At 69.5% G+C, this 11,281-nt stretch carries 10 protein-coding genes; 4 read left to right on the top strand and 6 right to left on the bottom strand.

Translation table 11 applies throughout. The features are described 5' to 3' along the window. Positions 1 to 7: 7 nt before the first annotated feature. Together BDO18943_RS17895 and BDO18943_RS17900 are read right to left on the bottom strand one after the other, a co-directional pair. Entirely contained in the window at positions 8 to 409 is a 402-nt protein-coding gene (locus tag BDO18943_RS17895; protein ID WP_175023439.1) for a type II toxin-antitoxin system VapC family toxin, read from the bottom strand. Next, complete coding sequence (locus BDO18943_RS17900; RefSeq protein ID WP_175023440.1) at positions 409 to 645, bottom strand: antitoxin; 237 nt, start codon at positions 643 to 645, stop codon at positions 409 to 411. The genes BDO18943_RS17895 and BDO18943_RS17900 overlap by 1 nt, the downstream gene beginning before the upstream one ends. Positions 646 to 1,012: 367 nt before the next feature. Here BDO18943_RS17900 and BDO18943_RS17905 point away from each other — a divergent pair, with 367 nt between their 5' ends. Together BDO18943_RS17905 and BDO18943_RS17910 are read left to right on the top strand one after the other, a co-directional pair. Continuing rightward, positions 1,013 to 2,716, top strand: a complete 1,704-nt coding sequence (locus BDO18943_RS17905; RefSeq protein WP_175023441.1) for a thiamine pyrophosphate-binding protein — start codon at positions 1,013 to 1,015, stop codon at positions 2,714 to 2,716. Next, positions 2,713 to 3,810 (top strand): glycosyltransferase family 9 protein, encoded by a 1,098-nt coding sequence (locus BDO18943_RS17910; RefSeq protein WP_175023442.1) that lies wholly within the window; start codon positions 2,713 to 2,715, stop codon positions 3,808 to 3,810. The genes BDO18943_RS17905 and BDO18943_RS17910 overlap by 4 nt, the downstream gene beginning before the upstream one ends. Before the next feature lie 321 nt (positions 3,811 to 4,131). On the opposite strand, the gene BDO18943_RS17915 is transcribed toward BDO18943_RS17910, so the two are convergent. The 3 genes from BDO18943_RS17915 to exaC all read right to left on the bottom strand — a co-directional run bounded on the left by BDO18943_RS17915 (position 4,132) and on the right by exaC (position 7,760). Beyond that, positions 4,132 to 5,166, bottom strand: a complete 1,035-nt coding sequence (locus tag BDO18943_RS17915) for a helix-turn-helix domain-containing protein (RefSeq protein ID WP_175023443.1) — start codon at positions 5,164 to 5,166, stop codon at positions 4,132 to 4,134. 216 nt (positions 5,167 to 5,382) lie between these two features. Then, positions 5,383 to 5,937 carry a hypothetical protein gene (locus BDO18943_RS17920; protein ID WP_175023444.1) on the bottom strand — a complete coding sequence of 185 codons (555 nt, stop codon included), beginning with the start codon at positions 5,935 to 5,937 and terminating at the stop codon, positions 5,383 to 5,385. 296 nt (positions 5,938 to 6,233) lie between these two features. Further along, the gene (exaC, locus tag BDO18943_RS17925; RefSeq protein ID WP_089449674.1) at positions 6,234 to 7,760 is read right to left on the bottom strand and encodes an acetaldehyde dehydrogenase ExaC; all 1,527 of its coding nucleotides are present in this window, start codon (positions 7,758 to 7,760) and stop codon (positions 6,234 to 6,236) included. Between the two features lie 320 nt (positions 7,761 to 8,080). Here exaC and BDO18943_RS17930 point away from each other — a divergent pair, with 320 nt between their 5' ends. Continuing rightward, positions 8,081 to 8,509 carry a pyridoxamine 5'-phosphate oxidase family protein gene (locus BDO18943_RS17930; protein ID WP_175023445.1) on the top strand — a complete coding sequence of 143 codons (429 nt, stop codon included), beginning with the start codon at positions 8,081 to 8,083 and terminating at the stop codon, positions 8,507 to 8,509. A gap of 99 nt (positions 8,510 to 8,608) precedes the next feature. Here BDO18943_RS17930 and BDO18943_RS17935 read toward each other — a convergent pair whose 3' ends face one another. Continuing rightward, entirely contained in the window at positions 8,609 to 10,222 is a 1,614-nt protein-coding gene (locus tag BDO18943_RS17935) for an MFS transporter (RefSeq protein WP_175023446.1), read from the bottom strand. Positions 10,223 to 10,378: 156 nt separating this feature from the next. Here BDO18943_RS17935 and BDO18943_RS17940 point away from each other — a divergent pair, with 156 nt between their 5' ends. Beyond that, complete coding sequence (locus BDO18943_RS17940) at positions 10,379 to 11,263, top strand: LysR family transcriptional regulator (protein WP_175023487.1); 885 nt, start codon at positions 10,379 to 10,381, stop codon at positions 11,261 to 11,263. Positions 11,264 to 11,281: the final 18 nt, after the last annotated feature.

An 11,281-nucleotide genomic window follows, 5' to 3' on the forward strand; every position in this document is an offset into this window, starting at 1 on the left:
GCACGCATCAATCGTTCAGCCAGTTCTCGACCCGCAATCCCGGGTAACTCGCAAAATCCCGCTCGTTGTTGGTCACCAGGACGACATCGAGCGATACCGCATGAGCGGCGATCAGTTTGTCGAGATGATCCTTCTTCCGCTCACGCGTCGCTTCCCGGACCGGGCCGTACGCTTGCGCGGCCGCCACGTCGAACGGGGCAGCGGGGATATCCTCGATCAGCGCAGCAAGATTGCGACGCTCGCGGACAGGATTCATGCACACTGCGACACCGTACTCGAGTTCGGCATAGGTAATCGCCGACATCACGACATCTCCGGTGTAGCACCGCGCAAAACGCCTCGCGACCTGCTCCGGCTGATTTTTCATCAGATAGATGCACATGTTGGTGTCGAGCATGTAACGCGGCATCACAAGCCCTCGCGATCAGCCTGTTCCTGATCGCCCCGCCCTTCGGCCATGAAATCCGGCCCGAATTTCGCGAACTTCTCGAGTACGCGAGTCAAAGGTCGCCGAGTAGGCCGAATACGGATTTCGTCGCCCACCCGCTCGATTTCGAGTTCCATATCGCTGCGTTCATAAGCAAGGTCCGCGGGAATCCGCACGGCCTGCGAGTTGCCGTTCCGAAATACCCTGGTGGTATGCATGTCGATCTCCCGCATCCGGATGTACGTTGGATGTACATTATATCGCGCAGCCGGCGATGTAAATCCATGTGTGTACATGGCGCACCGCCCGCGTATCGATTCGAACGCGAACGCCGTCATGCCGATCTTTCCGTTCCGAACTCCACCCTGTCTACACGCGGGTGAGCGGGCCGGTGATTCGGCTCGACACCCATAGCGCTCACTTCTCACCGTCGGGCTCGCACGTACAAGCCGGCCGTTCGGCCAGCCGAAGTCCCGGCGCGCGCCCGAATCCCCCGGCGTTCCGACACTATTCAGCGGCCGGTGCGCCGGTGCCCCGCCAACGGGCGTAAGCTGTACGTCCCGCTACCCAGGGAGACGGCAACCCATGTCGCATTCCAAGGATCTCGAGCAGCCCGCCACCACCGGCGCGCGACTGCTCGTCGATGCGTTGCTCGCCAATCACGTCGAACGCGTGTTCTGCGTGCCGGGCGAGAGTTTCCTCGCCGTACTCGATGCGCTGGCGGACGACACCGCGCGCATCCAGACGGTCGTCTGCCGCCACGAGGCGGCCGCCGCGAACATGGCCGAGGCCGTCGGCAAGCTGACCGGCCGCCCCGGCATCGCGTTCGTCACGCGCGGGCCCGGCGCGACCCATGCGTCGATCGGCGTACACACCGCGTTCCAGGATTCGACGCCGATGATCCTGTTCGTCGGCCAGTGCGCGCGCGAGCACCTCGACCGCGAAGCCTTCCAGGAAATCGACTACCGGCGGATGTTCGGCCAGATGGCGAAATGGGTCGCGCAGATCGACGATCCGCGCCGCATTCCCGAATACCTGAGCCATGCGTTCCACGTCGCGACGTCCGGCCGCCCCGGCCCGGTCGTGCTCGCGCTGCCGGAAGACGTGCTGTCCGAAGCATGCGCGCCGCAACCCGTCGTGCCGGCCGCGAAACGCGTCGCGGCCGCGCCGTCGGCCGCGCAGCTCGACGAGCTGCGCGAACGGCTCGCGCGCGCCGAACGGCCGTTCGCGATCGTCGGCGGCAGCGGCTGGACGCCCGACGCGTGCGCGAATCTGCGCACCTTTGTCGAGCGCTGGCAGTTGCCGGTCGCCTGTGCGTTCCGCTATCAGGACACGATCGACAACGCGCACCCGAACTACGCGGGCGACGTCGGGCTCGGGATCAACCCCGCGCTCGCGAAGCGCATCCGCGACGCCGACCTGCTGCTCGTGATCGGGCCGCGCCTCGGCGAAGCGACGACCGCCGGCTACACGCTGCTCGACATCCCGAAGACCCGCCAGACGCTGATCCACGTGCACCAGGGCGCGGACGAGCTCGGCCGCGTGTATGCGGCCGACCTGCCGATCGTGTCCGGGATGCCCGAGATCGCCGCACCGCTCGCCGCACTCGAGCCGCCCGAGCACCCCGCCTGGGCCGGCACGGCCGCCGACGCGCACCGCGCGTATCGCGAATGGCATGCGCCGCTGCCGATGCCCGGCGACGTCCAGCTCGGCGACGTGATGGTGCAGTTGCGCGAGCGCCTGCCGCACGACGCGATCCTCACCAACGGCGCCGGCAACTATGCGATCTGGCTGCATCGCCACTTCGCGTACCGGCACTTCCGCTCGCAGCTCGCGCCGACCAGTGGCGCGATGGGCTACGGCGTGCCGGCCGCGCTCGCCGCGAAGTCGCTGTACCCGTCGCGCGCCGTCGTCGCGCTCGCGGGCGACGGCTGCTTCATGATGGCCGGCAACGAACTCGCGACCGCAATGCAGTACGGGCTGAACATCGTCGTGATCGTCGTCAACAACGGTCATTTCGGTACGATCCGCATGCATCAGGAACGCAACTACCCGGGGCGCGTGCACGGAACGGGGCTCACGAATCCCGATTTCGCCGCGTATGCGCGCGCGTTCGGCGCACATGGCGAAACCGTCGAGCGCACCGCCGAGTTCGCGCCCGCGCTCGAACGCGCGCTGACCTGCGGGCTACCCGCGCTGATCGAGATCCGCATCCCACAGGACGCCAGCACACCGGCCGCGACACTCGAGCAGATCCGCGAACAGGGGCGCCGCGCGCGCGGCGGATGACGGTGGACACCCACACCGCGCCGCCCGCCGTCGCGCTGTCGCACGACGACGCGCTCACGCTCCCCGGCACGCTGCTCGCACCGGACGGCACGCTCGTCGCGCCTTACGACCTCGAGCACGGCGGTGTGCGTGCCGCCGGCCACGTGCCGGCCGCGCCCGCGCGCGGCCTGCTGCACGCCGCGCACCGGCCGTTCCGGCTCGACTATGACCGCGCACGGCACGTGCACGTGATCAACGGGATGGGCGTCACGCTCGGCGATTCGGTGATCGGGCTCACCGCCCTCGCCGCGCTGCGCGCCGCGCACCCGGGCCTGCGCTTCACGCTGTACCGGCCGGCCCGCGCACCGCGCTATGTCGAGGCGCTGTATGCCCTCGCGGCCGACCTCGTCGCGCCGTCGCGCACGCTGCCGTACCCCGCCGACGCGCTGCCTGCGGACGCGCCGTGCATCGACGTCGGCAATCACCTGTACTGGCCCGCGTTCGCGCGGCTGCCAATGATCGATTTCTTCCTCGACGCGCTCGGCGTGGAACCCGCGTCGGTGCCGACATCAACCAAGCGCAACCGCTGGCTCGCGCGGCTGCCGCTGCCTGCGTTGCCTGCGCAATGGCGGCGTCCGTACGTGCTGTTCTGCCCGACCGCGAGCACCGCGTTGCGCAGCGTGCCGCCGGCGCTGCAGGCAACGTTCGTCGAGCAGCTCGCGCAGCGCTACGGATTGCCGGTGGCCGGGTTCGGGCCGGTTGCGCATCCCGCGTATCTCGACGTGAGCGCCGATGCGGCCGGCGATACGGCCCGCTTCATGGCATGGGTCAAGGGCGCCAGCCTGCTGTTCGCGTCCGACACGGCCGCGCTGCATCTCGCCGACGGTTTCGACGTGCCGACGCTCGCGTGCTTCACGACGATCGCGCCGGCGCTGCGCGTGCGCGACTATCCGCATTGCGTGCCGGTCGCGCTCGACGTGCCCGCCGAATTGCGCGGGCTGCATCGCAGCGAGCGGCCGGCCGATCTCGCGGCGGTCGAGGCCGCTTACCGGGCGATCGACTGGGATGGGCTAGCGTGGCCCGCACCGCGCGAGGCGGCGGCTACGGCCGAATAGGGAAACAGGGTGCGGCGGGCAATTGCGAGGCCGAAAGCGTAGCTATATGTACGTGCAGCCGGAGCCTGAGCCTGAGCCTGAGCCTGAGCCTGAGCCTGAGCCTGAGCCTGAGCCTGAGCCTGAGCCTGAGCCTGAGCCGGAGCCGGAGCCGGAGCCGGAGCCGGAGCCGGTGCCGGAGCCGGTGCCGGTGCCGGTGCCGGTGCCGGTGCCGGTGCCGGTGCCGGTGCCGGTGCCGGTGCCGGTGCCGGTGCCGGTGCCAGTGCCAGTGCTGGTGCCTGAGTCGGCGTCGAAGCCAGAACCGCGTCGACTACCACCCCGCACTCACCCCACCGCCACCATCACCGCGCGATCGCGCAGCGTCTCCGACGGCCGCTTGCCGAACAGCCGCCGGTAATCGGTCGCGAACTGGCTGAGATGCCAGAAGCCCCACGCCTCCGCCACGTCCTGCACCGAACCGGCCGAGCGGCCGCACAGATCGCGCCGCGCGCCGTTCAGCCGCAGCGTGCGCAGGTAGGTCGCGGGCGCCATGCCGAGCACGTCCTGGAAGCAGTACTGCAACGTGCGCCGGCTCACGAGCAACTGCTCGCACAGCTCGGGCACGCCGACCGGGCGCGTGCGGTGCGCGAGCACGTAGTCGCGCGCCTGTTCGACGATCCAGCGGCGCATCGACGGCGCACGGCCGGCGTCGTCGGCGGCCGGTTGCGCGCACGCGTCGAACAGCGCGGCCAGCACCTCGGCCTGCAGGTCGTCGCGCTGTGCATCGGCGAGCGGGCCGGCCATTGCCGCCGCCCCGTCGAGCCGGCGGCCGAGCAGCGCGCACAGGCGTGCGAGCCGCGCATCGCCGACCTGCATCACGCGCTGCGTGAACAGCCGTTCGTCGAGCGCGTGGCGCTCGACCTCCTCCGCATAGCGGCGCAGCACGTCGCCGCGCACGACCACGCCGTAGATCGAGAACTGCGCGGGCGTCACCAGCTCGAACTCGACATTGCCGGGCCGGAACGCGAGCGCGCCGGGCCCGATGCGGCACGCATCGACGCGCGCGGTGCCGTCGCACACGAGCGGGATGCCGAACCAGTACGCATCGCCGCGCACCTCGCACGCCTGGCGCAGCAGGTGGCTCGTCGATTCGCGAAACAGCTTCATCGTGTCGAGCGGCAGCTCGGTCAGCGTGCCGACGAAGCGGCCGGCCGCGAGCTGGTCGTAGGTCTGCCGCCAGCCGATCAGGTTGCGCGCCTGCTCGTCGGCGTCATGCGCGACGCTGACGACCGCCTGCCCGGCCAGCGCATCGTCGCCCTGCGCGTTGCGCCGCGTGTCTTCTGCCGTCGGTTCTTCGCTGCACGCCACGTGTTGGTCCATCGTGTCCTCCTTCACCTGCCTGGAACCGCGCCTGTCACGCAAGTCCCGTGCCGAACCGTGCACGACCCGCGCAAAGCCCGTGATTCGACGCTGCACGGCACGGGCGCGCCATGCGGGCATGCCCGAGCGCCTTGTCGCACGCACCCCGCCGGTGCGGCACGCGCCGCGCCGGCGCATCCGGTACGCGTCGCCCGCCCGGCAATGCGCGGCGGCCGGCTAGCCACCGTTCGCGGGCCGCAACCGCACGACCCGCGTGCCGCAATTGCCGTATGCCTGCGTCACCGCCAGCTCGACGATCGTGCTGTCGGCCGACCACGGCGCCGCGTCCGCCTCGGACAGATCCATGCGCAGCGTCGCGCGCCCGTTGATCCGGTAGCGGATGCCGCGCAGGAAATCGACGAACAGCAGCCCGACGCCGCTGCCGTCACACTGCGCCGCATCGATCCGGCCGCCAGCGCCCGCGTCGTACACCGGCAGCGCGAAGCGCAGCGTCTTCGTGTCGATCACGCGCACGACCGGCAACAGGTCGCCGTTCGCGTCGCGCCGGCTCTGCACGATGTCGCAGGTCACGCCAGCCTGCCCGCCGCACGCGGTGCCGGCGAACATGAACGGCTGCGTCTCGATGAACTGCCGCACGCCGATGCTCAGCCGCGTCGTCACGACATCGCTCATCCGCTCGGCTTCGTCGGCAACGCCGAAGCGGCGATGCGCGTCGAGTTCGCCCGCGTGGAACACGGGATGGCGCGGACAGGATCGGGGCGGTTCTGACATGGGTTTTGCGTCCGTCGCGCCGGCTCAAGCTGCCGCTGCAAACGGACGGTAATCGGTATCGTTTCCGGCGAAAGTCGTGGCGATGCGCAGCCGATGCCGGGTTGCGAGTGCGAATGGGCGGAAGCGGCGAACCGCCGGATCACCGGTCGGCCGCGCGGCACGCATCCGCGCACCACCGTCACCCGGCGCGACACGCGTTCGACGACTCTCCGGTATCCGAAACTTCGCCGCTCGAGGCGGCGCCCCGACCGGCCGACACATCCCACCGTCGACCGGCCAGGACGCCCACGCGCGGATCAGAAGAACCCGAGCGCCTCGGCCTGATAGCTCACCAGCAGGCACTTCGTCTGCTGATAGTTCGACAGCGCCATCTTGTGCGTCTCGCGGCCGATCCCCGACTGCTTGTAGCCACCGAACGCCGCGTGCGCGGGATACAGGTGATAGCAGTTGGTCCACACGCGGCCGGCCTCGACCTCGCGGCCCATCCGGTACGCACGCGTGCCGTTGCGCGTCCACACGCCGGCGCCGAGCCCGTAGAACGTGTCGTTCGCGAGTTCGATCGCGTCCTGCTCGTCCTTGAACGTCATCACCGACGCGACCGGCCCGAAGATCTCTTCCTGGAACACGCGCATCTTGTTGTTGCCGAGCAGCATCGTCGGTTTCACGTAGTAGCCCGTGCCGAGTTCCGCCGCAGGCGCCGTGCGCTCGCCGCCCGTCAGGCATTGCGCGCCCTCGTCGCGGCCGATGTCGATGTACGACAGAATCTTGTCGAGCTGCTGCTGCGACGCCTGCGCGCCGATCATCGTCTGCAGGTCGAGCGGGTGGCCAGCCTTGATGCGCTCGACGCGCGCAACCGCCTTCTCGATGAACTTCTCGTAGATCGATTCCTGGATCAGGATCCGCGACGGGCACGTGCACACTTCGCCCTGGTTCAGCGCGAACATCGCGAGCCCTTCGAGCGCCTTGTCGAGGAACGCGTCGTCCTGGTCGAGCACGTCGGCAAAGAAGATGTTCGGACTCTTGCCGCCCAGTTCGACCGTCGACGGGATCAGGTTGTCGGCCGCCGCGCGAAGGATGTGCTTGCCGACCGGCGTCGAGCCCGTGAACGCGATCTTCGCGATCCGCTTGCTGGTCGCGAGCGCTTCGCCCGCTTCCTTGCCGAAGCCGTTCACGATGTTGAGCGTGCCGGCCGGAAACAGGTCGCCGATCAGCTCCATCAGCACCAGCACCGACGCGGGCGTTTGCTCGGCCGGCTTCATCACCACGCAGCAGCCGGCCGCGAGCGCCGGTGCGAGCTTCCATGCGGCCATCAGCAGCGGGAAGTTCCACGGGATGATCTGGCCGACGACACCGAGCGGCTCGTGGAAGTGGTACGCGACGGTGTTGTCGTCGATTTCGGAGATACCGCCTTCCTGCGCGCGGATGCAGCCCGCGAAGTAGCGGAAGTGGTCGATCGCGAGCGGCAGGTCGGCTGCCATCGTCTCGCGCAGCGGCTTGCCGTTGTCGATCGTCTCGGCCACGGCCAGCAGCTTCAGGTTCTTTTCCATCCGGTCGGCAGCGGCAAGCAGCAGGTTCGCGCGCTCGGCCACCGACGTCTTGCCCCACTTGCGGCGCGCGGCATGCGCGGCGTCCAGCGCCAGCTCGATGTCGTCGGCGCCCGAGCGCGGCACGCGGCAGAACGGCTTGCCGTTGATCGGCGACACGTTCTCGAAATACTCGCCCTTCACCGGCGGAACCCACTTGCCGCCGATGTAGTTGTCGTATTGCTGACGGTACGGGTATTCGACGTCGAGGCCCAGTTGCTTCAGGTCAAACGGGTTCATACATGTCTCCTGTTCATCGTGCTTGTGTGAGTACAGCGCCGATTGGATTGCGCTACCCCCGTTTACGCAACATGCGTGCCAAACAGGAGGAAAGCGCCACGACCACGGCCGGCCCGCGTGCGCACCGTGCCGTGTTCACCGATGCAGCACGTCGGGTGTGTCGATTCTGAACAGCGTGGCTGCGCAGTGGCCGGGCCGATGTTCGAAATTTCCACAGTGCGCAGGCGCGCCTGCGTGCCGATGCCGGCCGCGACGCGTGGCATGTCGCTTGCGTGCGCATCGCGCATTCCCACGCAACGGCGTGTGCGCCGACCGACACCATGAACGACTGCGGCCCCCTGACCGACGACGCGATCGCGTTCATCCGCGAGCAGGCGTTCCTGATCGTCGCGACCGCCGACGCGGCCGGCAACAGCGACTGCTCGTACCGCGGCCGCCAGCCACGCGCGGATGGTTCGTTCGAACCGCTCGTCGACCTGCCCGACCGCCGCACGCTCGTGCTGCCCGACTTCGCCGGCAACAACCTGTTCAACACGATCGGCAACCTGCTCGTGAATCCGGCCATCGCGCTGCTGTTCGTCGACTTCGTGCGCCAGACGACCTGGCTCGTGCAGGGCCGCGCGACGATCGACGAGGCGGCGGGAAGCCGCGCGCATCTGTGGCCGGATGCGCGACGCTATGTGGTGGTTGAAGTGGAACAGGCGCAGGTACGGGCGGATGCAGCGCTGCCGCCGCTGGTGCTGGCGTGATCCGCGTGGCGGATCGTCGGCGTGCGAATCCGGCGATGACGTAATAGGAAGGCGCCCCGGCCGCCGTGGCCGAGGCACCCGCGCGCGACGACGGGACACTCAACGCCCCTGCGTCTCCGCGCAAGCCGCTTCGATCCGGCGGCGCACCGACATGTCGGCATGCGCGTGCCCGTCGGTGTCGTCACCCGCTTCGGTAGCCGCCCGCCGCCCACCGAGAAACACAAACACCACCCCCGCACACAGCACGGTGACGACCGCCAGCCCGACCAACAACCGATCGAACGCATGCGTGTAACTCGCGAGCAACGCCGCATGCCCGACACCCGGCAGCGCAGCCGCCGCACCCGCGAGATCGCCGGTTGCAAGCCGCGCGGCCGCACGCAGCGTCGCGTCCGGCGTGCCGGCAGCGCCTGCTGCCTGCGTCAGCCCCGTCCGCGCGAGCGCGGCCAGTACCGCCCCGACGATCGCGAGCGCGATCCCCTCGCCGGCCACGCGCGTCGTACTGAAGATCCCGGTCGCCATCCCCGCACGCTCCTTCGGCACGACGCTCACCGACAGCCCGTCCATCAGCCCCCACGGCATGCCGGCCCCGACGCCGATCGCCAGCATCGGCCCGATCGCTGCGGGCCCCGCGCCGCCGCGCAGCGCGACGCCCAGCCACACGAGCCCGCCCGCCGCGATCAGGAGCCCGAGCCCCGAGATCACGCCGGCCGACAGCCAGCGCGTGAGCGTCGCCGCGACGAGCGGCACGACCAGCATCGGCGCGGAAATCGCAAGCATCAGCCAGCCGGCGTCGATCTCGCTGAAGCCGTCGATGCCGATGAAGCGCAGCGGCAGCACGACGAGCAGCACGATGTAGCAGCAGCAGGTCGACACCGGCAGCACCTGCACGCCGACGAAGCGCGCGATCCGGAACAGCGACAGGTCGAGCATCGGCCGCGCGACCCGCGTCTCGATCATCACGAACGCGCAGGCGCCGAGCGCGGCACCGGCCAGCAGCGCGATCACGAGTGTGCTCGACCAGCCGCGCGCGGGCGCCTCGATCACGCCGAACGTGAACAGCGTCAGCGCGGCGGTGAACGCGGTCGTACCGGGCCAGTCGAGCCCCGTCGCGTGCGGGTCGCGCGACTCGTGCATGCGCGGCAGCCCGACGCCGAGCGACAGCACGCCGGCCACCGCGCTCGTCACGAAGATCGCGCGCCAGCCGTAATGCCCGATCAGCGCGCCGGCCAGCACGGGCCCGAACGCGAGCCCGATCCCGAAGGTCGTGCCGAGCAGGCTGAACGCGCGCGTGCGCGCCGCGCCGTCGAACTCCTGCGCGAGCGCGGCCGTGCCGCCCGCGAGCGCCGCGGCCGCCGCGAGCCCTTGCGCAGCGCGCAGCAGGTCGACCGCGAGCATCGACGGCGCGAACGCGAGCGCAACCGACATCAGCGTGAAGCCGCCAACGCCGATCGCGAACAGGCGCTTGCGGCCGAACTGGTCGGCCAGCGCGCCCGCCGCCATCAGAAAGCTGCCGAACGCGAGCATGAACGCGTTGGTGATCCAGTTCATCGCGACCGTGCCGCCGTGCAGGTCGCGGCCAATCGCGGGCGTCGCGACCGCGCCGCCCGAAAACGACAGCGGCAGCGCGACGGCGGCCAGGCAGACGGCGGCCAGCACCCACGCGCGCCGGCGTGCCGACTGAGCCGAAGCGGCTGAAAAAGGCTGATCCATCATCGCTCCTCGAAAAGCCGGCGCGGATGCGCCGTCAGAGCGACAGAAGATAAATCCGATTCAATCGGCGAAAAACCACGCAAAGCTCCGGATATAACGGACTAGAATTCCGCAATCTACTCAGCTACGCGCCGCGGGCGCATGCTCTTCGAATCGATGGAAAACCTCACCGGCATCGTCGCCTTCGTCCGCACCGCCGAGGCGTTGAGCTTCGTCGCGGCTGGCCGCGCGCTCGGCATCTCGGCGTCGGCGGTCGGCAAGACGATCGCGAAACTCGAGCAGTCGCTCGGCGTGCGCCTGTTCAACCGCACGACGCGGCGCGTCACGCTCACCGACGAGGGGCGGCACTTCTACGAACGCTGCCAGCGGATCCTCGAGGATTTCCGCGATGCGGAGGCGACCGTGACGGCATCGGCGCAGCGCCCGCGCGGCAAGCTGCGCGTGAGCCTGCCGGTGATCGGCTACCGGTTCCTGCTGCCGGTGCTGCCCGAATTCCGGCAGCGCTACCCGGACGTCGAGCTCGATCTCGATTTCAACGACCGGATGGTGGATGTCGTCGAAGGTGGCTTCGACGCAGTGATCCGCAGCGGCCCACTGTCCGATTCGAGCCTGATGTCGCGGCGGCTCGGCCCGTTCGCGTTCGTGCTGTGCGCAACGCCCGCCTATCTCGCGCAGGCCGGCACGCCGCGCGCGCCGCGCGATCTCGAAGCGCACGAATGCGTGCGCTACTGCTTCCCGACCACCGGCAAGCTGCAGGACTGGGCGCTCGCGGCCGACGACGGCACGCCGCTGAAGCTGCGCACCGCGATAACCTGCAACAACATGGAGGCCCTGCGCGGCACCGTGCTCGCAGGGCTCGGCATCGGCTACATGCCCGACTTCCTCGCACGCGACGCGCTCGAAACAGGCCTGCTCGTCACCGTGCTCGACGACTACCGGATCGCGCCGGGGCAATTCTCGATCGTGTGGCCGTCGAGCCGGCAGTTGTCGCCAAAGCTGCGCGTGCTCGTCGATTTTCTGTGCGAGCGGCTGTTCAAGTAGCCGCGGACGGACGCCTCG

The sequence above is a fragment of the Burkholderia aenigmatica genome, assembly GCF_902499175.1.
GTDB classification, from domain to species: domain Bacteria; phylum Pseudomonadota; class Gammaproteobacteria; order Burkholderiales; family Burkholderiaceae; genus Burkholderia; species Burkholderia aenigmatica.

Coding starts and splice junctions, on each gene's coding strand:
- BDO18943_RS17895 (WP_175023439.1), bottom strand. CDS start 409: ATGCCGCGTTACATGCTCGACACCAACATGTGCATCTATCTGATGAAA.
- BDO18943_RS17900 (WP_175023440.1), bottom strand. CDS start 645: ATGCATACCACCAGGGTATTTCGGAACGGCAACTCGCAGGCCGTGCGG.
- BDO18943_RS17905 (WP_175023441.1), top strand. CDS start 1,013: ATGTCGCATTCCAAGGATCTCGAGCAGCCCGCCACCACCGGCGCGCGA.
- BDO18943_RS17910 (WP_175023442.1), top strand. CDS start 2,713: ATGACGGTGGACACCCACACCGCGCCGCCCGCCGTCGCGCTGTCGCAC.
- BDO18943_RS17915 (WP_175023443.1), bottom strand. CDS start 5,166: ATGGACCAACACGTGGCGTGCAGCGAAGAACCGACGGCAGAAGACACG.
- BDO18943_RS17920 (WP_175023444.1), bottom strand. CDS start 5,937: ATGTCAGAACCGCCCCGATCCTGTCCGCGCCATCCCGTGTTCCACGCG.
- exaC (WP_089449674.1), bottom strand. CDS start 7,760: ATGAACCCGTTTGACCTGAAGCAACTGGGCCTCGACGTCGAATACCCG.
- BDO18943_RS17930 (WP_175023445.1), top strand. CDS start 8,081: ATGAACGACTGCGGCCCCCTGACCGACGACGCGATCGCGTTCATCCGC.
- BDO18943_RS17935 (WP_175023446.1), bottom strand. CDS start 10,222: ATGGATCAGCCTTTTTCAGCCGCTTCGGCTCAGTCGGCACGCCGGCGC.
- BDO18943_RS17940 (WP_175023487.1), top strand. CDS start 10,379: ATGGAAAACCTCACCGGCATCGTCGCCTTCGTCCGCACCGCCGAGGCG.